Origin of the sequence: Streptomyces sp. NPDC088707 (assembly GCF_044752725.1) — a bacterium.
GTDB lineage: Bacteria > Actinomycetota > Actinomycetes > Streptomycetales > Streptomycetaceae > Streptomyces.
In genome coordinates, this window is record NZ_JBIVLV010000001.1 from 731,203 (window position 1) to 750,960 (window position 19,758).

Sequence of the window (19,758 nt, forward strand, 5' to 3'; positions counted from 1 at the left end):
GCGTGGGGATCAGGGGGAGGTACGGGGCGTGGGCGGTGGCACCGCTGACGGCGGTCCTGCTGGTCGCGACCGGCTGCACGGGCACGCCGGACGCCCCGGCGAGGGCGACCGGCGGTTCCGGCGCGTCCGCCTCGTCCGGCGCGTCCGTCTCCCCCCGCGTCTCCGGGGCGTCCGACGCCCCCGGAGCGCGCTCCGCCCCCGCCCGGGTGTGCGACCGGCCCTCGGCCGGGCCGGCGAAGGCTCCGGCGGGCGCGGTGACGGTCGACCCCGCGGTCGTCGGCGACCTGGCCACGAAGACCGAGAACAGCCCGCCGCACACGACGTTCTGGCTCCGGCCGGGCAGGCACACGCTCGAACCGGACCCCTACGCCCAGGTGATGGCCAAGAAGGGCAACCGCTACCTCGGAGCGCCTGGCGCGGTGCTCGACGGCCGGAGGATCAACCAGTACGCGTTCAGCGGCACCGCCCCCGACGTCACCATCCGCCACCTCACCGTGGAGGGCTTCATCGCGCCGCACGACGAGGGCGTGGTCAACCACGACATGGCCGACGGGTGGGTGATCGAGCACGCGACCGTCCAGGACAACTCCGGGGCCGGGCTGATGGCCGGTGCTCGCCAGCGGGTCCGCGCGAGCTGCCTGCGGAACAACGGCCAGTACGGCATGAACGCGTACAAGACCGGTGACTCGATCCGCGGCCTCGCGGTCGAGGGCAACGAGATCACGGGCAACAACACCGACGACTGGGAGCGCCGGCGGCCGGGCTGCGGCTGCACCGGCGGCATCAAGTTCTGGGCCGTGGACGGCGCCGACGTGCGCGGCAACTGGGTGCACCACAACCGCGGGACCGGGCTGTGGGCCGACAACAACAACAACGACTTCCGTATCGAGGACAACCTGCTGGAGTCCAACGACGGTGCCGCTCTGATGTACGAGACCAGCTACAACGCGGTCATCCGCAACAACACCGTCCGGCGGAACAACTGGGTCGAGGGCCGCGCGTACGCCAAGGACGGCGACGACTTCCCGTACGCGACCGTCTACGTGTCCGAGGCCGGCGGCGAACCGCGCATCCCGGCCCGCACGGACCGGATCGAGATCCACGGGAACGTCCTGGAGGACAACTGGAACGGGATCACCCTGTGGGAGAACGCCGACCGGTTCTGCAACAGCCCGGCCAACACGTCGACCGGTTACTGCACCCTGCTGGTGAAGGACACCGGCCGCTGCGCGCGGCCGGCGATCGCCACCGAACCGCTCTACGGCGACTGCCGGTGGAAGACGCAGCGGGTGGACATCCACGGCAACCTCTTCGCCCTCGACCCGTCCGTCGTCGGGTGCACGACCGAGTGCGGGCGCATGGCGGTGTTCGCCGACGAGGGCACCTCCCCGGACTGGTCGCCGTACAAGGGCGGGCGGGTGGCCGAGGCGATCACCCACCGGCAGCAGAACCGCTGGCACGGCAACGTCTACCGGGGACCGTGGAGCTTCGTCGCGGGCGACAGGAGCCGGACGCTGGACTCGCGGCAGTGGCAGGGCACGCCGTACCGGCAGGACACGGGCAGCAGCTTCGGCCCCGGGGCCGGTGGTTGACATGGACGAGGACCTGAGGCGCGACCGGCTGCCGGACGCGGCGGACACCCGTCCCGCCATCATCTCGCGCCCGGAGGGCACCCCGAAGGCCGTCGGGATCGTCTGGGCGCTGCTCGGCCTCAACACGCTCGGCTCCGCGGGGGCGAAGACCGTCGTCGCGATCCCCCGCTCCCTCATCCAGATGGCCACCATGGGGGCGCTGGTCGCGGCGTTCGCGCTGGCCCTGGCGCTCAATCCCCGGCTGCGCGTCCGGCCCAGCGCCTTCGTGTTCCTGCTCACGCTGCTGCTCGTGCCGAGCCTGATCGCCAGCGTGCAGCTGGAGGTGGGGGTCGGCGCGCTGTTCCGCTGTGCCCGGCTGGCGCTCTTCGTCGGCACGCTGTGGCTGCTCAGCCGCTGGTGGGACGGCAGCCTGACGTTCGTCCGGTACCACATCCGGATGTACTTCGCGGTCCTCGTCCTGGTGGCCGCGGGGCTGGCCGTCTCCCCTGCCACGGCCATGCCCGAGTACTACGGCGGGCGTCTGGTCGGCGCGTTGTGGCCGCTCACCCCGCCGCAGATCGGGCAGTACGCCGCGGTGGTCATCGGGCTCGCCGTGCTGCTGCTGCTCGGCCGCCGGACCACCGGGGCGGGTGCCGCGGTGGTCATCGTGCCGTCCCTCGTGCTGCTCGCGATGACCCACACCCGGACGGCCACGCTCGGACTGCTCATCGGGCTCGTGCTCGCGATCGGCTCGCTCGTCCTGACGAGCGCCGCCGCCCGCCGGTTCTTCGCCTGGGCGGTGCTGTGCGCCACGGTGGCGGCGGTGGTGTTCAGCTCCGCGCTGCGGGCGTGGTTCCTGCGCGGACAGAGCCAGGAGAACTTCGCCAACCTGACCGGGCGTGCCAAGGTCTGGGACGCGCTGCTCTCGGCGCCCCGGACGACCGGGGAGAAGGTGTTCGGCACGGGCCTGGGAGACAAGTCGTTCGACGGGCTGCCGATCGACAACAGCTGGCTTGCCGTCTACGACGAGCAGGGGCTGGTCGGCGTCACCCTCGTGGCGGCGATCGTCATCGTGCTCGGCGGTGTCGCGCTGCTGCGGCCGCCGTCGCTGCCGAGGGCCTGCGCGATCTTCCTGATCGGCTACTGCGGGATCTCGTCGTACACCGAGGTGGGCCTGGGCGACGCCTCGGCGTATCTGCTCCATCTGGCGCTCGCCGCCTCGCTCCTCGCGCTCCCCGCCCCGGCCACGCCCCTCCCGACGCACGACATCCACCGACGACGTATCCCGCTCTGGGCCAGGAGGTGACCTGACCATGCATGTCCTTGTGGTCCACAACCGCTATTCCTCGACGCAGCCGAGCGGGGAGAACAGGGTCGTCGACGAGGAGGTGGGGCTGCTGCGCGCGGCCGGCCACCGGGTCGACCTGTTCGAGCGGCGCAGTGACGACATCGCCGCCCGCTCCCTGCCGGGCAAGGTCGCGGTGCCGCTGCTCGTGCCGTGGAACCCGTCGGCCCGCGCGGAACTCACCGCCCGGCTCCGCGCCGACCGGCCGGACGTGGTGCACGTCCACAACGTGTTCCCGCTGCTGTCGCCCTCGGTGCTCGCCGCCTGCGCGGACGCCGGTGTGCCGGTCGTCGCCACGCTGCACAACTACACGCAGGTCTGCCCGCCCGGCACGCTGCACCGGGACGGCCGGCAGTGCACCGAGTGCGTCGGGTCGGCGCTGCCGCTGCCCGCCGTCCGGCACGGCTGCTACCGCGACTCCCGGCTGGCGACGGTGCCGCTGGCGGTCAGCCTGTCGGTCAACCGGCGGCGGTGGTGGTCCGGCGTGGATCGGTTCCTCTGCATCTCCGCGGCACAGCGCGACATCCTGGTGCGGTCCGGCATGCCGCCCGAGCGGCTTGCCGTGAAGCACAACTTCGTGCCCGACCCGGGCACCGTACGGACAGGCGCCGGCGAGCAGTTGCTCTTCCTCGGCCGGCTCGCGGAGGCCAAGGGCGTACGGCTGCTCATGGCGGCCTGGGACGAGATCGCCGCGGACGGCGGTGTGGGCGTACCGCTCGTGATCGCCGGGGCGGGGCCGCTGGAGCCCGAGGTGACCGCCTGGGCGGCGGGCCGGGACGACGTCCGGTACGCCGGCCTGTGGGACCCGGCGGAGTGCCGGCGGGCCCTCGCCCGGTCGGTGGCGGTGGTGGCTCCGTCGCTGGCCATGGAGACCTTCGGCCTGGTGGTCGCGGAGGCGATGGCGGCGGGGGTCCCGGCCGTCGCCGCCGCGCACGGGGCCTTCGTCGAGCTCGTCGAGGACGGGGTGACCGGCCTGCTGCACACGCCGGGCGATCCCTCCTCGCTCGCGGACCGCCTCCGCCGGATCACGGCGGAGCCGGACCGCAACCGGGAGAGGGGCGAGGCGGCCCGGCGCCGGTACGAGAAGGGGTTCAGCCCGTCCGTGGGCCTTGAGCGCCTCCTGGAGGAGTACCGCACCGCGATCGCGGTGCGGTCGGGCGGCGGGAACAGCGCGCCGCCGGCAGGGAACGAAGAAGCCGGCTCGTCGCGGGGCAACCGCGCGAGCGGAGATGGGGGGCAGGAGAAATGACACGATGCCGACTCTGCGGTTCGGCGGCGCTGGCCAGCGTCGTCGACCTGGGGGCGACTCCGCCGTGCGAGAGCTTTCTCGCCGCGGACCGGCTCGACCAGCCGGAGCCCGCGTACCCGCTGCACCTGCGGGTCTGCACCGACTGCTGGCTCGCGCAGATCCCGCCGCTGATCACGCCGGAGGAGACGTTCCAGGAGTACGCGTACTTCTCCTCGTACTCGACCTCCTGGGTGGAGCACGCGCGCACGTTCGTCGACGACGCCGTGCGGCGGGTCGGGCTCGGCCCCGACGCCTTCGTCGTCGAGGTCGCGAGCAACGACGGATACCTCCTGAAGCACGTGGTGGACCGGGGGATCCGCTGCCTGGGCATCGAGCCGTCGGTGAACGTCGGTGCCGCGGCGCGGGACGCGGGTGTCCCCACGCTCACCGAGTTCCTGTCCCCGGAGACCGGCTCGGCCGTCCGCGCCGAGCACGGCCCGGCGGACCTGGTGGTGGCCAACAACGTGTACGCGCACATCCCCGATGTCGTCGGCTTCACCGAGGGGCTGCGCGCCCTGGTCGCGGACGACGGCTGGGTCTCCATCGAGGTGCAGCACCTGCTGACCCTGATCGAGGAGAACCAGTACGACACGATCTACCACGAGCACTTCCAGTACTACACGGTCGCGTCCGCCGCCCGGGCGCTCGCGAGCGGCGGCCTGACGCTCGTGGACGTCGAGCTGCTGCCCACCCATGGCGGCTCCATCCGGCTGTGGGCGCGGCCGTCCGAGGTCGCCGGCGAGCCGAGCCGCCAGGTGGCCGACGCCCTCGACCGGGAGAAGGCCGCCGGGCTCCAGGAGCTGTCCGGGTACGCGGAGTTCTCCGCCCGGGTGGCCAAGGTGCGCCGGGACCTCCTGCGGTTCCTCATCGACGCGGCCGAGCGCGGCGAGACGGTCGTCGGCTACGGCGCCCCGGGCAAGGGCAACACCCTGCTCAACCACTGCGGCATCCGGCCCGACCTGCTGGCCTACACGGTCGACCGCAACCCCTACAAGCACGGCCGGTTCACGCCGGGCACCCGCATCCCGATCCTGCCGCCCGAGCGGATCGCCGCCGACCGGCCGGACTACGTCCTCGTCCTCCCGTGGAACCTGCGGGAGGAGCTGGTCGAGCAGCTGTCCTTCGTGCACGAGTGGGGCGGCCGGCTCGTCTTCCCCATCCCGGAACTGAGCATTGTCGAGGTCACGCGATGAAGGTCGTACTGTTCTGCGGCGGTTACGGACTGCGGATGCGCAGCGGAGCCTCCGACGACATCCCCAAGCCGATGGCGATGGTCGGCCCCCGCCCGCTGATCTGGCACGTCATGCGCTACTACGCGTCCTTCGGGCACACGGAGTTCATCCTGTGCCTCGGGTACGGGGCGCACCACATCAAGAACTTCTTCCTCACCTACGAGGAGACGACGTCCAACGACTTCGTGCTGCGGGGCGGGAAGACCGAGCTGCTCTCGACCGACATAGCGGACTGGACGATCACGTTCGCGCAGACCGGCATCGAGTCGCCGATCGGGGAGCGGCTGCGCCGGGTGCAGCACCACCTGGACGGCGACGAGATGTTCCTCGCCAACTACGCCGACGTGCTCACCGACGCCCCGCTGCCGGAGATGATCGACCGGTTCTCCCAACGCGACGCCGGCGCGTCGATGATGGTGGTGCCGCCGCAGTCCTCGTTCCACTGCGTGGACCTGGGTGAGGACGGGCTCGTGGGCGGCATCACCGCGGTCGCCGACATGCCGCTGTGGGAGAACGGCGGCTACTTCGTGCTCCGCCAGGAGGTCTTCGACCACATACCGGAGAACGGCGACCTGGTCGCCGACGGCTGTGCCCAGCTCGCGAAGCGCGGAAGGCTGGTGGCCTACCAGCACCGCGGCTTCTGGAAGCCGACGGACACCGTGAAGGAGCGGGCGGCGCTCGACGCGGCCTACACCCGGGGCGACCGTCCGTGGGCCGTGTGGGAGCGGGACGGCGTGGGCACGGCCGCGCCGGTGAGGTCCGCGTGATCCGGCTCGGCTCGGGGCGTCTGGACCGGGTCGTCGCGGTGGGGGCGCACTGCGACGACATCGCCATCGGCGCCGGCGGCACGCTGCTCACGATGTGCCTCGCGCGGCCGGGCACCCGGGTCGACGCGCTGGTGCTCTCCGGCGGCGGTGGCGAGCGCGAGGAGGAGGAGCGGGCCGCGCTCGCCGCCTTCTGCCCGGGGGCCGACCTGCGGCTGACCGTGCTCAAGCTGCCGGACGGCCGGCTGCCCGCGCACTGGGAGGAGGCCAAGTCCGCGGTCGAGGAGCTGCGCGCCAGGACCGAGCCCGACGTGATCCTCGCGCCGCGCACCGATGACGCGCACCAGGACCACCGCGGCCTGGCGCGGCTGCTTCCCACAGCGTTCCGCGACCATCTCGTGCTCGGCTACGAGATCGTCAAGTGGGACGGCGATCTCGGCCGGCCGACGGCGTACCAGCCGCTGTCGCCGGAGGTCGCCGAACAGAAGGTGCGGCTGCTGCAGGAGCACTACCCCTCGCAGCGCCACCGCCCCTGGTACGACCGGGAGGCCTTCCTCGGCCTCGCCCGGATCCGCGGTATCGAATGCCACGCGCGGTACGCCGAGGCGTTCGCGGTCACCAAACTCACTCTCGATCTGGGGGAATGAACCTTGCGCGTACTGCTGACGGGACACCAGGGCTACCTGGGCACCGTGATGGCCCCTGTCCTCGCGGCCGACGGGCACGAGGTCGTCGGTCTCGACTCCGGCCTGTTCGCGGACTGCGTGCTCGGCCCGTCGCCCGCGGACCCGTCCGGGCACCGGGTGGACCTGCGCGACGTCACGGCCGAGCACGTGGCCGGGGTGGACGCCGTGATCCATCTGGCCGCGCTCTCCAACGACCCGCTGGGCTCGCTGGCGCCGGACCTCACCTACGACATCAACCACCACGCCTCCGTGCGGCTCGCCCGGCTGGCCAAGGACGCCGGGGTGCGGCGCTTCCTGTACGCGTCCACCTGTTCGGTCTACGGCGCCGCGGGGGGTGACGAACTGGTCGCGGAGGACGCCCCGCTGCGTCCGGTGACGCCGTACGCGGAGTCCAAGGTGCGGGTGGAGGACGACCTGCACGCGCTCGCCGACGGCGACTTCAGCCCGGTGTACATGCGCAACGCCACCGCGTTCGGCTTCTCTCCGCGGCTGCGCGCCGACATCGTGCTGAACAACCTGGTGGGTCACGCGCTCCTGTCCGGCGAGGTCCTCGTGATGTCGGACGGCACGCCCTGGCGGCCGCTGGTGCACGCCGTCGACATCGCGCGGGCCTTCTCCGCCGCGCTGACCGCACCGCGCGAGGCGGTGCACGACCGGGCGTTCAACATCGGCAGCGAGACCAACAACGTCACGGTCGCCGAGATCGCCGGGCAGGTCGCCGAGGCGGTGTCCGGTTCGAAGGTGGTGATCACCGGGGAGACCGGTGCCGACCCGCGTTCCTACCGGGTGGACTTCTCCCGCTTCCGGGCCGCACTGCCCGGCTTCGACTGCGAGTGGACGGTGAAGCGGGGGGCACTCGAACTCGCCGACGCCTACCGCGAGTTCGGGCTCGACCGGGAGGGCTTCGAGCGTCGTTTCACCCGGCTCGCCGTGCTGCGCGCGGCGTCCGAGGCGGGCGCCGTCGACGACACCCTGCGGTGGCGCCGATGACCGCGGCCGGCGAGGAGCCGACGGCCTCGGCCGGCGAGCGGATGCACGCGCTCGTGGAGCGGCTGTACCCGCTCTGCCGGAGCATCACCGGCGACGGGGTGCGCGCCACCCTGGACATCGTCGGCGAGTACGTTCCGCTGGAGGTGCACGAGGTGCCGACCGGGACGCAGGTGCTCGACTGGACGGTGCCGCAGGAGTGGAACATCCGGGACGCGTACATCGCCGACTCCGCCGGCCGTCGCGTCGTCGACTTCGCCGCGTCCAGCCTGCACGTGCTCGGCTACAGCGTGCCGGTGTCGCGGAGAATGCCCCTGGCCGAGCTGCGGGGACACCTGCACACCCTGCCGGACCACCCGACGTGGGTGCCGTACCGCACCAGTTACTACACACCGGAGTGGGGGTTCTGCCTGGCCCAGGAGACCCTGGACGCGCTGCCGGACGGCGAGTACGAGGTGCGGATCGACTCCACGCTCGCGGACGGCCACCTCACCTACGCCGAGCACGTGGTCCCCGGGCAGGTCTCCGACGAGGTGATCGTCTCCTGCCACGTCTGCCACCCGTCACTGGCCAACGACAACCTGGCCGGCATCGCGGTGGCGACGTTCCTGGCCAGGGCGCTGGCCGAGGAGACTCCGTACCACACCTACCGGTTCATCTACGCGCCGGGCACCGTGGGGGCGATCACCTGGCTGGCCCGCAACGCGGAGCGGATCGAGCGGGTCAGGCACGGGCTCGTGCTGGCCTGCGCCGGCGACCCGGGCCGGCTGACGTACAAGCGGAGCAGGCGCGGCGACGCGGAGATCGACCGGGTCATGTCGCATGTCCTGGCCGCCTCCGAACGACCGCACCAGGTCAACGAGTTCACGCCGTACGGCTACGACGAGCGGCAGTACTGCTCCCCCGGGTTCGACCTCGGTGTGGGCTCGCTCAGCCGCACTCCGTACGCCGGGTACCCCGAGTACCACACCTCGGCGGACAACCCGGACTTCGTCTCCCCCGAGGCGATGGAGGACACGCTGGCCGTCTGCCGCGAGGCGTTCTCCGTGCTCGACCGGAACCGGCGGTACGTGAACCTCAGCCCCTACGGCGAGCCGCAGTTGGGGCGGCGCGGGCTGTACGACTCGCTCGGCGGCCGCAGCGACGCCAAGCAGGCCCAGATGGCCATGCTGTGGGTGCTCAGCATGGCCGACGGCGAGCGCGGACTGCTGGACGTCGCCGAGCGGTCCGGGCTGCCGTTCGACTCGGTCGCCGGAGCGGCCGACGCCCTGGCCGCCGCCGGACTGATCAAGGCATGACGTGACGAGCGCCGAGAGGGAGAGGACGACGACGCCCGCGGACCCGGCCGGACCCGCCCGGCCGACCGCGCGGCGTGCCATGGCCGGCCGGCTGTCCTGGGGTCTCGCCGACCAGGCGGCGTCCAGCGCGACCAACTTCGTGGTGGGCATCTATGTGGCACGCTCGCTCGGACTGGCCGCGTTCGGCGTGTTCAGCCTGGCCTGGGTGACCTTCGGCGTGGTGCTCGGCGTCTCCCGCGGGCTGGCCACCGACCCGCTCATGGTGCGTTTCAGCGGCGTGCCGGAGGCTTCCTGGCGTGGGGCGGTGGCCCGGTCGTCGGGTACCGCCCTCGGCGTCGGCGTCGCCATCGGCGCCGTGTGTCTGGCCCTCGGACTCGGGCTCGGCGGCTCCGTGGGACCGGCGTTCGCCTGCCTCGGCGTCGTCCTGCCGGGGCTGCTGCTCCAGGACGCCTGGCGGTTCTCGTTCTTCGCGGCGGGTGCCGGGCGCAAGGCGTTCGTCAACGACCTCGTGATGGGCGTCGCGCTCGTCCCGGCCATGGTCGTGGCGGCCCGCGTGGGCAGCGTGGCGGCCTTCGTGCTCGCCTGGGGGGCGTCCGCCGCGGTGGCCGCGGGGTACGGCTACCTCCAGTCCGGGATCCGGCCCCGGCCGGCCGGGGCGCGCGCCTGGACGCGCGAGCAGCGCGACCTCGGCTACCGGTACCTCGTCGAGAACGCCGGCGTCAGCGGCGCGGGACAACTGCGGGCGTACGGGCTCGGCGCGATCGTCGGCGTCAGCGCGGTGGGGGTGGTCCGGGGCGCCGAGCTCCTGCTCGGCCCGTTCCTCGCCGTCCTGATGGGCCTGTCGCTGGTGACCGTAGCGGAGGCGGCACGGGTGCTGCGGCAGGCCCCGCACCGCCTGCGCGCGTTCTGCCTCCTGCTCGGCGGCGGACAGGCCGCCGCCGCGCTGCTCTGGGGCGCGGCGCTGCTGCTCGTGCCGGACCGGCTCGGTGAGCTCGTGCTCGGCGGCGTCTGGCAGGCCGCCTCTGAGCTCATCGTGCCGGCCACGCTCGGCGTCGCGGCCGCGAGCCTCGGCACCGGCGCGGCGGCCGGGCTCCGTGCGCTCGCCGCGGCCCGGCGCAGTCTGCGCTGCCAGTTGATCGCCTCCACCCTCTATGTCGGCGGCGGGCTCGGCGGAGCGGTCGTCGCCGGCACGGTCGGCTCGGCCTGGGGCGTCGCCGCCGCGACGCTCGGCAGCTCGGCCGTGTGGTGGCTGGAGCTGCGGTCCGCCCTGCGCGAGCACCGCCAGAACCCCCTTCCCGAAGTGAGGACACCATGACCGCCCCACCCCGGCTCGGCATCGGCCTGCCCGTGTACAACGGCGAGGAGTACCTCGCCGAGGCGCTCGACGCCCTGCTCGGCCAGACCTACGAGGACTTCGAGCTGGTCATCTCCGACAACGCCTCGACCGACGGCACCCAGGACATCTGCCGCGCGTACGCGGCACGGGACTCGCGCATCCGGTACATCCGGCTGACCCGGAACATCGGCGCCGCGCCGAACCACAACTACGTGTTCACCCAGTGCCGCGGCGAGCTGTTCAAGTGGGCCTCGCACGACGACCTGTACGCCCGGGACCTGCTGCGGCGCTGCGTGGACGCGCTGGACGAGCGGCCGGACGTGATCCTGGCCCACGCCGACCAGGCCGTCATCGACGGCGAGGGCCGGGTGAAGGTCCCGTACGAGTACACGCTCGCCACCGACTCGCCGCGCGCGCCGGAGCGCTTCCGCAGCATGCTGTTCGAGCCCGGCGGGGACGACTTCTACGGAGTGATGCGGGCCGACGTGCTGCGCCGGGTGAAGCCGCACGACAGCTACCACCACGCGGACCGCACGTTCGTCTCCGAGATCGGCCTCCACGGCCGTTTCCACCAGGTGCCGGAGCTGCTGTACTTCCGCCGGGACCATCCCACCCGCGCCGAGCGGGCCAACCCCTCCAAGCGCTCCCGCTGCGTCAACCTCGACCCGCGCCGGGCCGGCCCGCTGCACCCGACGCCCCGGCTGCTCGCCGAGTACGTCTGGGGATTCGTCGCGGCGATCCGGCGGGCGCCGCTGTCGCCCGCGGACCGGCGCGCCTGCTACGGCCACCTCGTCTCCTGGGCGGCCAGCCGGGCCCGGCCCGGTGCCGGCGAGCGGGTCGAGGACCGCGCCCCGGTCGACCCGGCCCGGCTCACCGTCTCCCTCGACGCGATCGTGGCCGGCCGGGAAGGCAGGCGGGCATGAGGCCCCCGACGGGGCCTCCGGTCCACGTCGGGCTGTTCGGGCTGCTCGGCTCGGGGAACCTCGGCAACGACGGGTCGATGGAGGCGGTGCTCGCGTACCTCCGCCGGGACCACGAGGAGGCGACCGTGGACGCGATGTGCGGCGGTCCCGAGGCCGTACGGCTCCGGCACGGGCTCCCCGCGACACGGCTGCACTGGTACCGCGGGGAGTACCGGACCGCGTCGCGGGCGGGCGCGATCGCGGGGAAGGGGATCGGCAAACTCGTCGACGCCGTCCGCACCGCCGCCTGGGTGCGGCGGCACGACGTGGTGATCGTGCCGGGCATGGGTGTCCTGGAGGCCACGCTGCCGCTGCGGCCGTGGGGCTTCCCGTACGCGCTGTTCCTGCTCTGCGCGTCCGGCCGGCTGTTCGGCACCCGGGTCGCGCTGGTCGGCGTCGGAGCCGGCCCGATCGGCAACCGGGCGACCCGGGCCCTGGTGCGCCGGTCGGCACGGCTCGCCACGTACCGGTCGTACCGGGACGACCAGTCCCGGGACGCCCTGCGGGCGATGGGCGTGGACACCGCGCGCGACGAGGTCCACCCGGATCTCGCCTTCGCCCTGCCGACACCGCCGTCCGGCGCCCCCTCGGGGGCGCCGGGCCCGGTGTGCGTCGGCGTCATGGCCTTCCACGGCGGGGACGACGACCGTGCCAGGGCGGAGGAGATCCACCGCCGCTACCTGGACGGGACGACCCGCTTCGTCCGCGCGCTGGTCGAGGACGGCAGACCGGTCCGGCTGCTCACCGGCGACCAGGTCGACGGGGAGGTGGTCGCCGCGATCCTCGACGCCGTGGACTCCCCGCTGGTCACCGCCGCCGAGACGGCCTCGCTCGACGACCTGATGAAGGAGATGGCGGCCGCCGACGCCGTGGTGGCGACCCGGTACCACAACCTGGTCTGCGCGCTGAAGGTCGGCGTGCCGACGCTCGCGCTCAGCTACGCGGCGAAGAGCAACGCGCTCATGGAACGGATGGGTCTCGGCGCCTACTGCCACCCGGCCCGCGCGGTCGACGCCGACCGCCTGCTCGACGCGTTCCGGGAGCTGGAGAAGCACGCGGCGGAGCTGCGGCTGACCCTCGCCGAGCGGAACCGGACCGTCGCGCGGCAGCTCGACGAGCAGTTCACCGCCCTGACCGCGGCCGTGTTCCCGAGAACCGGCCGTGCCCACATCCACGCCCAGCGGGAGACCTCATGAAAGCGATCCCCGTCCCCGAGATCGACGGCGCGTACCTGTTCGAGCCCACGCCGTACGCCGACGAACGCGGCTTCTTCTGCCGGACGTTCGACGCCGGCGTGGTCCGCTCGGTGGGCCTCGACCCGGACGCCTTCGTCCAGGACAGCGTGTCCCGTTCGGTCCGGGGCGTGCTCCGCGGCATGCACCTGCGCTCCGGCGCCGGCGAGGCCAAGCTGGTGCGGTGCTCGTACGGCAGGATCTTCGACGTCGTCGTGGACCTGCGGACGGACTCGCCGACGTACCGCAACCGGGCCTTCTTCGAGCTGTCCGGCGAGACGCAGACGACCCTCTACATCCCGGCGGGGTGCGCGCACGGCTTCCAGGCACTGACCGAGACCGCCGACACCTCGTACCGGATCGACCGCGAGCACGACCCGGCCGAGGACGTGACGATCGCCTTCGACGACCCGGAACTCGCCATCCCCTGGCCGCTGCCGCCCGTGTCGATGTCCCCCCGGGACCGGGAGGCCCCGAGCCTCGCCGAGGCCCTGAAGCACAAGCCCTGACGCCCTGGAGAGTGAAGTCCGCGTGGACACCGAAGAGACCGAAGAGACCGCAGAGACGCAAGAGTTCTCCCTGCCCCGGTCGCGGCAGGCGAACGAGCGGCTGCACGACCTGATCCCCGGGGGCGCGCACACCTACGCCAAGGGCGACGACCAGTACCCCGAGAACCTGGCCCCGGTCATCAGCCACGGCCGGGGGGCCCACGTGTGGGACGTCGACGGCAACCGCTACATCGAGTACGGCTCCGGGCTTCGGTCGGTCAGCCTCGGCCACGCGCACCCGCGCGTGCTCGAAGCGGTACGGCGGGAGATCGACCGGGGCGGCAACTTCGTCCGGCCGTCCATCGTGGAGGTCGAGGCCGCCGAGCGCTTCCTGGCCACGGTGCCGACCGCCGAGATGGTCAAGTTCGCGAAGAACGGCTCCGACGTCACCACCGCCGCGGTGCGCCTCGCCCGCGCCGTCACCGGGCGCCCGCGGGTGGCCGTCTGCGGCGACCATCCGTTCTTCTCCGTCGACGACTGGTTCATCGGCACCACGCCGATGTCCGCCGGCATCCCGGCGGCCACCACCGAGCTCACCGTGCCGTTCCCCTACGGGGACCTCGCCGCCACCGCGGAGCTGCTCACCCGGTACCGGGACGAGGTCGCCTGTCTGATCCTCGAACCCGCCGGGCACACCGAGCCGCCGCCCGGGTACCTCGCCGGCCTGCGCGAGCTGGCCGACCGGCACGGCTGCGTGCTGGTCTTCGACGAGATGATCACCGGTCTGCGCTGGTCCGAGGCTGGGGCGCAGGGTTTGTACGGCGTCGTCCCCGACCTCTCCACCTTCGGCAAGGCGCTGGGCAACGGGTTCGCCGTCTCCGCGCTCGCCGGGCGCCGCGAACTGATGGAGTGGGGCGGGCTGCGCCACTCCGGCGAGCGGGTGTTCCTGCTGTCCACCACGCACGGCGCGGAGACGCACGCGCTCGCCGCCGCCTCGGCCGTGCAGACCACCTACGTCGAGGAGGGCGTCACCGCGCGGCTGCACGCCCTCGGCGAGCGGTTGGCCGCCGGGGTACGCGAGGCCGCCGCCGCCATGGGCGTCGGCGACCACCTGATCGTCCGGGGCCGGGCCAGCAACCTGGTCTTCGCCACCCTCGACGAGAACCGGCGGCCGTCGCAGGAGTACCGCACGCTGTTCCTGCGCCGGCTCCTCGCCGGCGGTGTGCTCGCCCCGTCGTTCGTGGTGAGCAGCGCGCTCGACGACGACGACATCGACCGGACGGTCGAGGTGGTGGCCCAGGCGTGCGCGGTGTACCGGAAGGCGTTGGACGCCGCCGACCCCACCCCGTGGCTCGCCGGGCGGCCGGTGAAGCCCGTCTTCCGGCGCCTGGTGTGAGTGCCTCGACGTGACGTCACCCCACAGCGGGTGACGTCACGTCAGCGAGCTTTGCGCCGACGGGAGTCGGCCACCCGGTCGACCACCCACGCGGTCGCCGGGATCACCGCGAGCGCGGTGAACCAGCCGCCGAGGGCGTCGGTCGGATAGTGGGCGCCCAGGACGACCTGCGCCCAGCCCATGGCGACGCCGGCGACCAGCGCCACGAGCAGCACGAGCGCGGTGCCGGCCGTCCTGCCGAGGCCGGACCGGCCGGTCGCGAGCAGCGTCACGACGAGCGCGAGCGCGGTGAGGAAGGCGGTGTGCCCGCTCGGGTACGAGAGGTTCTCGTCGCCGTGGATGGTGCGTCCCACCAGGTGCTTGAGCAGCCTCGTCGTCACCACGGCGAGGCCGACGCCCGCGACGACGAGGACCGCCGCGCGAGGACGCCGCAGCAGCAGGCAGCCCGCGACGACGGCGGCGACCAGGGTCACCGCGCCCATGGGTTCACCCAGGAAGTCCGTGGCCAGGGCGATGTTCCGCGCCCGCGGCCCGACCCCCTCGACCGCGGCCAGGATCCGCGCGTCCATGCTGCCGGGCCGGCCGGCGTCGGCGTACAGGACGCCGAGCACGACGACCACCAGTGCGGCGACCGCCGCGGTCAGCAGGATCCGTCCGCGCATCGGCGCGGGCAGCACCGCGGGCGCGGGCCGGTCCCGTTCCGCCAGGCGTTCCAAGGCGAGCCCCCCGTCGAGTCCGACCGTCGTCGCCGGGCCGGTCTCCAGCGAGCCTATACCGCCGGTGGGGACGGTTTTGGGCCGATTCCTGTCCTCCCCCGGGCTCAGAACCGCCGGCCGTCGCCGAGGTACCGCCGGAAGAAGGCCTCGGCGTAGGCCGCGCCGACCCGTCGCTGGTCCGCTTCGGTCAGCTGGGGCGCGTAGGCGGAGCCGCCGGGTTCGGTGCACAGGCCGGGCCGGTCGGCGTCGTGTGCGGCGTCGTCGCGGGCGGCGACCTCTCCGCTCCGCGGCGACCACTCCGTGTTGAAGTAGTTGTGATTCGCTCCGGGTATCGCAAGCCGGTGGAAGCCGGCGGTGCTCCTGGCGGTGGCGTCGGCGGCGAAGGAGAAGGCCTCACGGCCGACCTGGCCGTCACAGGTCCCGCGCAGCACTGCCATGGGGGTCTTCGTGGTCTCGTACGCGGCCGTGTCCTCGGTCATGACGTTGTAGGCGGGGGCCAGGGCCAGGACCGCCCTGACCTTGACCCCGGTGGGCCACTGGTCCTCGTGGCGGTCGGCCGCCTGCCATGTCACGCCCGCGCCGCCACGGGAGTGGCCCATGGTGCCGACGTTGTTCAGGTCGACGCGGTGCCGGAGGTCGACGTGCCGCGGCTTGCCCGTGGCCGCGTCGCGGAACGCGCCGGCGAGACCGCCGCGTCCCGAGGCACTGAGCTGCTGCCACAGGGCCAGGTGCCTGTTGACCAGGTCGGCCCGCGCGGAGGCGTTCTCGTCCCCCCACACCGACGAGGCGTTGATGCCGTTGGCGCGGATGGAGACCACGACGAAACCCCGGCGGGCCAGTTGCTCGCCGAGGTAGTCGTAGCCCCGGTCGTTGGCGATCGGTCGGGTGCCGGGCGCGCAGGGCCAGCTGAACAGCTTCGCGCTCGCGGCGGCGAACGCCTCCCAGTCCTCGGCGCGTTCGGCGGCGGAGCGCGCCTCCTCCGCCGCCCGGTCCGCACAGGTCTCGTGCCAGCCGTGCAGTTGGACGACGAGGGGCCGCGGCGCGGTTCCGAGATCCGTCGGGTAGTGCACGGTCCCGGCGATCTCTACCGGCTCCCCGGTCCCCGGCAGCCGATAGGCCTGGTCGCCCAGGTCGTAGGTGACGGAGGTGACGCCCCGCGGGCCCTGGGCGGCGGGGGTGACAGCGGCGGCGGGGCCTCCTGCCAGGGCCTGCGGTACGACGAGGGCCGCCGCGGAGGCGGTGAGTGCGCGGGCGCGCAGCGGACGGCGGCGAGCGGCCGTGGACGTGTCGGCGTGCTTCAAGAGTCGGTCTCCATGAGCCGTGGGCGGTGGAACGGTGTGCCGTGCGCGTGGGCCGCCGGGAGCGGCTCCCCGCGCCCCACGCATGGCTTCAATTCGACAGACGTCCGACGACCCCCGGGGTTGCGTCGTGACCAGGGGAATTCGTGGCCGGGGTCAGGAGGCGTGCCCGGGGGCCTTTCTGATCGTCTTCCGGATCCAGTCCGCGTACGCGGGCACGTGGGTGTAGAGGCCCGGCCCGGCCGAGCAGGCGACCCCCGGGGCGCCGGGACCCGAGGTGGCCCCGACGAGCTCCCACCGCCCGTGCCCGCCCTTCTGGAGCTGCGGTCCGCCGGAGTCCCCGAAGCACGCCATGGCCTCGGGAACCCGGCTGATCGTGCACAGCCGGGTCCGGTCCGCGTAGCCGGGGGCGCACTCGCCGACGGCACCCGTGCGCGTCCGCAGCTCCTGCAGCCGCTCCGCGAAGTTCAGTTCGGTGTCGGCGGTGGTGCCGAATCCCAGGATCCGGGTCGGGGTCCCGGGCCGTCCGGCCCGCTCCGCGATCCTGACGGGCCGCTCGGAGACCGGGCGGTCGAGGCGGATCAGCGCGATGTCGTTCTTGTTGGCGCCCTTCCCGTCGCCGCTGACGAAGCCGGGGTGGACGACGGTCCGCTCGATGGCCCGGACGGTTCCCCCCGATTTCCGGGCCTGGCTGCCGATGCGGACGATGCCGTCGAGGACCAGTCCGTCGCCGGTGACGCAGTGGGCGGCCGTCAGCACCCACTGGGGGTCGATCAGCGAGGCCCCGCAGTTTCCGTCGTACAACCCGTGCTCCGGGGCCGACTCGGGGATCGTCGCCATGAAGGGATAGCGCTCCGTGGCGTCGGTCCCGTTGACGATCGCTCCGGCGCTGCCGGACATCAGGGTGGCGCAGGTCGCGACGGCAAGGGCGCCGACGGCGGTGGTGCGCGCCGCCCGGCGGCCGGCCGACTTGAAGCTGAACACAGGGGTCCTTCCGTCGTGCATCCTGGTGTGCCCGACCCACTCTGCTCGGTTCGAGATCCGCCGGACCATCCGGTCAGCGGGCGCGAACACGGTGGGGCTGTCCCCCGGCCGCGGGGCTCCGTCGCGGCAGCACCCCGGAACACACCCGTCCGGGCGTACTCGCGTTCTAGCGTGCCTGTCATGACCTCGCTCAGGCCTTGGCGGGCGACGACGCTCGCCCTCGCAGCCCTCCTGCTGTGCGTCCCGCAGTCGGCCGGGGCGCAGGCCCCGGCGCACGCCCCGGCACCGGCGGCGACACCGGACCGCCCCTCGTACGACGTGGCACTGCGCGCCGACGACGACGGCTCGCGCTGGGCCGGCCGGCAGACGGTGTCCTTCCGCAACGCCGCCCGCACTCCGCTGCGTTCGGTCGACGTACGGCTGTGGGGCAACGGCACCGACGGCTGCGGCACCCCGGGCAGTCCGTCCCCGGTCCGGGTGAGCGGGGTCGCCGGCGGCACACCGCGGCCGCTCACCGTGGGCTGCACGGCGCTGCGGATCGACCTGCCGGCCCCCCTGCCGCACGGGGCGCGCGCGAGCGTCTCCTTCGACGTCGCGATCACGGTCCCGGACCGCGTCCACCGCTTCGGCAGGGACGGCGCGTACCGCTATCTCGGCAACGCGCTGCCGCTGCTGTCGGTGCGCGACGCACAGGGCCGGCACCTCGACCCGGACGTGGGCTTCGGCGAGAGCTTCCACACCCTCGCCGGTGACTTCCGGGTCGTGCTCGACCACCCGAGCGCGCTCGTCGTCCCCGCGACGGGCACCACCACCCGGCGCGCCGGCGCGCCCGGCCGCACGGTCGGCACCAGCGTCGCGCGCGGGGTACGGGACTTCGCGTGGGCGGCGGGTCCGTTCGCGTCGAAGGAGGTGACCACGCCCGGCGGGGTCCGGCTGAACGCGTACTGGACCGCGACCACGTCCCCCGAGGGCGTCGCCACCGATCTGCGGGACGCCGTCGGCTCGGTCGACGCGTTCGGCAAGCGCTTCGGGCGCTACCCATACGGCGAGCTCGACCTCGTCATGAGCGACAGCCTCGACGACTTCGGCAGCATGGAGTTCCCCGGCCTCGTCCTCCTGTGGACCGAACCGGAGGGGTCCGCCGTCGTCCACGAGATCGCCCACCAGTGGTTCTACGGCATCGTCGGCAACGACCAGTTCGCCTCGCCCTGGCTGGACGAGTCCTTCGCCCAGTACGCGAACGAGCTCTACTACGGCCTCGCCACCACGACCTGCTGGGACGACCAGGGCATGTGGCCCAGCGACACGGCCGCCCTCACCCGGTCCATGGCCTACTACGCGGACGGTCGCCGCTCGGAGTACGTCCGCGTCGTCTACCGGCGCGGCTCCTGCGCCCTGCACGACCTGGAGCGCGTCCTGGGCGGCCCGGCGATGGCGGGCATGCTGCGCGGCTACGTACGGGACCACTGGCTGGGCGTCGCCACCACAGCGGACTTCACGCGCGCGGCCCAGGCGGCGACCCCGAAGGATCTCGGCCCGTTCTGGACGGAGCACAGGATCCACTGACCGCCGGGGTGCGGGGATAACGTTGGCCCATGCTCACCACTCCGTCACGGGTCGAACTGCGCCCGCTCACCCTCTCCGACCAGGACGAGTTCTGCTCGCTCGTACGCGCCAGCGCCGAACTGCACGGACCCTGGATGCAACTGCCCGTCACCGCGGAGGAGTTCCGGACCTGGATGCGCCGTTTCGACGACGGCAGCAACCAGGGCCTGCTGATCCGCGTCAAGGAGACCGGCGCGGCCGCCGGCATGGTCAACATCAACTCGATCATCCGGGGCCGCTACCAGGGCGCGTCCCTCGGCTATGCGGCCTTCGCCCCCTCCGCGGGGCGCGGCTACATGACCGAGGGCCTCACCGCCGTCCTGGAGTACGCGTTCACGGAGCTGCGGCTGCACCGCCTGGAGGCCAACATCCAGCCGGGCAACAAGGCCTCCCTGGCCGTGGTCCAGCGGCTGGGCTTCCGCCACGAGGGCCTCTCCCCCGCCTACCTCTACATCGACGGGGACTGGCGCGACCACGAACGCTGGGCCATCACCGCACCGGCCCCCTGGACGCCGGACCCGTCCCTGCGCGAGGTCTGAGCCCCGAGGCCCGGGGGCCACGGCGGGGCCG

At 73.2% G+C, this 19,758-nt stretch carries 18 protein-coding genes; 15 read left to right on the forward strand and 3 right to left on the reverse strand.

Annotated features, from left to right (window positions below; translation table 11 throughout):
* Positions 1–2 precede the first annotated feature (2 nt).
* The 13 genes from ACIP84_RS03285 to ACIP84_RS03345 all read left to right on the forward strand — a co-directional run bounded on the left by ACIP84_RS03285 (position 3) and on the right by ACIP84_RS03345 (position 14,585).
* Positions 3–1,592, forward strand: a complete 1,590-nt coding sequence (locus ACIP84_RS03285; protein ID WP_401793904.1) for a right-handed parallel beta-helix repeat-containing protein — start codon at positions 3–5, stop codon at positions 1,590–1,592.
* Between the two features lies 1 nt (position 1,593).
* The gene (locus ACIP84_RS03290) at positions 1,594–2,877 is read left to right on the forward strand and encodes an O-antigen ligase domain-containing protein (protein WP_401793907.1); all 1,284 of its coding nucleotides are present in this window, start codon (positions 1,594–1,596) and stop codon (positions 2,875–2,877) included.
* A 7-nt stretch (positions 2,878–2,884) separates the two neighbouring features.
* On the forward strand, positions 2,885–4,165 hold the full coding sequence (locus ACIP84_RS03295; RefSeq protein WP_401793910.1) for a glycosyltransferase: 1,281 nt from the start codon (positions 2,885–2,887) through the stop codon (positions 4,163–4,165).
* Positions 4,162–5,397, forward strand: a complete 1,236-nt coding sequence (locus ACIP84_RS03300; RefSeq protein ID WP_401793913.1) for a class I SAM-dependent methyltransferase — start codon at positions 4,162–4,164, stop codon at positions 5,395–5,397. Before ACIP84_RS03295 ends, ACIP84_RS03300 begins: the two co-directional genes overlap by 4 nt.
* On the forward strand, positions 5,394–6,203 hold the full coding sequence (locus ACIP84_RS03305; RefSeq protein WP_401793915.1) for a glucose-1-phosphate cytidylyltransferase: 810 nt from the start codon (positions 5,394–5,396) through the stop codon (positions 6,201–6,203). Before ACIP84_RS03300 ends, ACIP84_RS03305 begins: the two co-directional genes overlap by 4 nt.
* Complete coding sequence (locus ACIP84_RS03310; RefSeq protein ID WP_401793918.1) at positions 6,200–6,847, forward strand: PIG-L deacetylase family protein; 648 nt, start codon at positions 6,200–6,202, stop codon at positions 6,845–6,847. The genes ACIP84_RS03305 and ACIP84_RS03310 overlap by 4 nt, the downstream gene beginning before the upstream one ends.
* Positions 6,848–6,850: 3 nt before the next feature.
* A complete protein-coding gene (locus ACIP84_RS03315) occupies positions 6,851–7,876 on the forward strand; it encodes an NAD-dependent epimerase/dehydratase family protein (RefSeq protein ID WP_401793921.1) in 1,026 nt (341 codons plus the stop codon).
* Positions 7,873–9,171 carry a DUF4910 domain-containing protein gene (locus ACIP84_RS03320; protein WP_401793924.1) on the forward strand — a complete coding sequence of 433 codons (1,299 nt, stop codon included), beginning with the start codon at positions 7,873–7,875 and terminating at the stop codon, positions 9,169–9,171. The genes ACIP84_RS03315 and ACIP84_RS03320 overlap by 4 nt, the downstream gene beginning before the upstream one ends.
* A 79-nt stretch (positions 9,172–9,250) precedes the next feature.
* Complete coding sequence (locus ACIP84_RS03325) at positions 9,251–10,486, forward strand: hypothetical protein (protein WP_401795633.1); 1,236 nt, start codon at positions 9,251–9,253, stop codon at positions 10,484–10,486.
* Entirely contained in the window at positions 10,483–11,430 is a 948-nt protein-coding gene (locus ACIP84_RS03330) for a glycosyltransferase family 2 protein (RefSeq protein WP_401793927.1), read from the forward strand. The genes ACIP84_RS03325 and ACIP84_RS03330 overlap by 4 nt, the downstream gene beginning before the upstream one ends.
* On the forward strand, positions 11,427–12,665 hold the full coding sequence (locus ACIP84_RS03335) for a polysaccharide pyruvyl transferase family protein (RefSeq protein WP_401793929.1): 1,239 nt from the start codon (positions 11,427–11,429) through the stop codon (positions 12,663–12,665). The genes ACIP84_RS03330 and ACIP84_RS03335 overlap by 4 nt, the downstream gene beginning before the upstream one ends.
* Complete coding sequence (gene rfbC, locus ACIP84_RS03340) at positions 12,662–13,210, forward strand: dTDP-4-dehydrorhamnose 3,5-epimerase (protein ID WP_355962943.1); 549 nt, start codon at positions 12,662–12,664, stop codon at positions 13,208–13,210. The genes ACIP84_RS03335 and rfbC overlap by 4 nt, the downstream gene beginning before the upstream one ends.
* A 22-nt stretch (positions 13,211–13,232) precedes the next feature.
* Complete coding sequence (locus ACIP84_RS03345) at positions 13,233–14,585, forward strand: glutamate-1-semialdehyde 2,1-aminomutase (protein ID WP_401793932.1); 1,353 nt, start codon at positions 13,233–13,235, stop codon at positions 14,583–14,585.
* 41 nt (positions 14,586–14,626) lie between these two features.
* Here ACIP84_RS03345 and ACIP84_RS03350 read toward each other — a convergent pair whose 3' ends face one another.
* From ACIP84_RS03350 to ACIP84_RS03360, 3 genes are all read right to left on the reverse strand, one after another.
* Positions 14,627–15,247, reverse strand: a complete 621-nt coding sequence (locus tag ACIP84_RS03350) for a phosphatase PAP2 family protein (RefSeq protein ID WP_401795636.1) — start codon at positions 15,245–15,247, stop codon at positions 14,627–14,629.
* Between the two features lie 158 nt (positions 15,248–15,405).
* Positions 15,406–16,602, reverse strand: coding sequence for an alpha/beta hydrolase (locus ACIP84_RS03355; RefSeq protein ID WP_401793935.1), 1,197 nt, complete (start codon positions 16,600–16,602; stop codon positions 15,406–15,408).
* A 153-nt stretch (positions 16,603–16,755) separates the two neighbouring features.
* Positions 16,756–17,583, reverse strand: a complete 828-nt coding sequence (locus tag ACIP84_RS03360) for a serine protease (protein WP_355962934.1) — start codon at positions 17,581–17,583, stop codon at positions 16,756–16,758.
* 180 nt (positions 17,584–17,763) lie between these two features.
* Here ACIP84_RS03360 and ACIP84_RS03365 point away from each other — a divergent pair, with 180 nt between their 5' ends.
* Positions 17,764–19,149, forward strand: coding sequence for a M1 family metallopeptidase (locus ACIP84_RS03365; protein ID WP_401793938.1), 1,386 nt, complete (start codon positions 17,764–17,766; stop codon positions 19,147–19,149).
* Positions 19,150–19,178: 29 nt separating this feature from the next.
* Positions 19,179–19,727 (forward strand): GNAT family N-acetyltransferase, encoded by a 549-nt coding sequence (locus tag ACIP84_RS03370; RefSeq protein ID WP_401793941.1) that lies wholly within the window; start codon positions 19,179–19,181, stop codon positions 19,725–19,727.
* Positions 19,728–19,758: the final 31 nt, after the last annotated feature.

Coding starts and splice junctions, on each gene's coding strand:
- ACIP84_RS03290 (WP_401793907.1), top strand. CDS start 1,594: ATGGACGAGGACCTGAGGCGCGACCGGCTGCCGGACGCGGCGGACACC.
- ACIP84_RS03295 (WP_401793910.1), top strand. CDS start 2,885: ATGCATGTCCTTGTGGTCCACAACCGCTATTCCTCGACGCAGCCGAGC.
- ACIP84_RS03300 (WP_401793913.1), top strand. CDS start 4,162: ATGACACGATGCCGACTCTGCGGTTCGGCGGCGCTGGCCAGCGTCGTC.
- ACIP84_RS03305 (WP_401793915.1), top strand. CDS start 5,394: ATGAAGGTCGTACTGTTCTGCGGCGGTTACGGACTGCGGATGCGCAGC.
- ACIP84_RS03320 (WP_401793924.1), top strand. CDS start 7,873: ATGACCGCGGCCGGCGAGGAGCCGACGGCCTCGGCCGGCGAGCGGATG.
- ACIP84_RS03325 (WP_401795633.1), top strand. CDS start 9,251: ATGGCCGGCCGGCTGTCCTGGGGTCTCGCCGACCAGGCGGCGTCCAGC.
- ACIP84_RS03330 (WP_401793927.1), top strand. CDS start 10,483: ATGACCGCCCCACCCCGGCTCGGCATCGGCCTGCCCGTGTACAACGGC.
- ACIP84_RS03335 (WP_401793929.1), top strand. CDS start 11,427: ATGAGGCCCCCGACGGGGCCTCCGGTCCACGTCGGGCTGTTCGGGCTG.
- rfbC (WP_355962943.1), top strand. CDS start 12,662: ATGAAAGCGATCCCCGTCCCCGAGATCGACGGCGCGTACCTGTTCGAG.
- ACIP84_RS03350 (WP_401795636.1), bottom strand. CDS start 15,247: ATGCGCGGACGGATCCTGCTGACCGCGGCGGTCGCCGCACTGGTGGTC.
- ACIP84_RS03365 (WP_401793938.1), top strand. CDS start 17,764: ATGACCTCGCTCAGGCCTTGGCGGGCGACGACGCTCGCCCTCGCAGCC.
- ACIP84_RS03370 (WP_401793941.1), top strand. CDS start 19,179: ATGCTCACCACTCCGTCACGGGTCGAACTGCGCCCGCTCACCCTCTCC.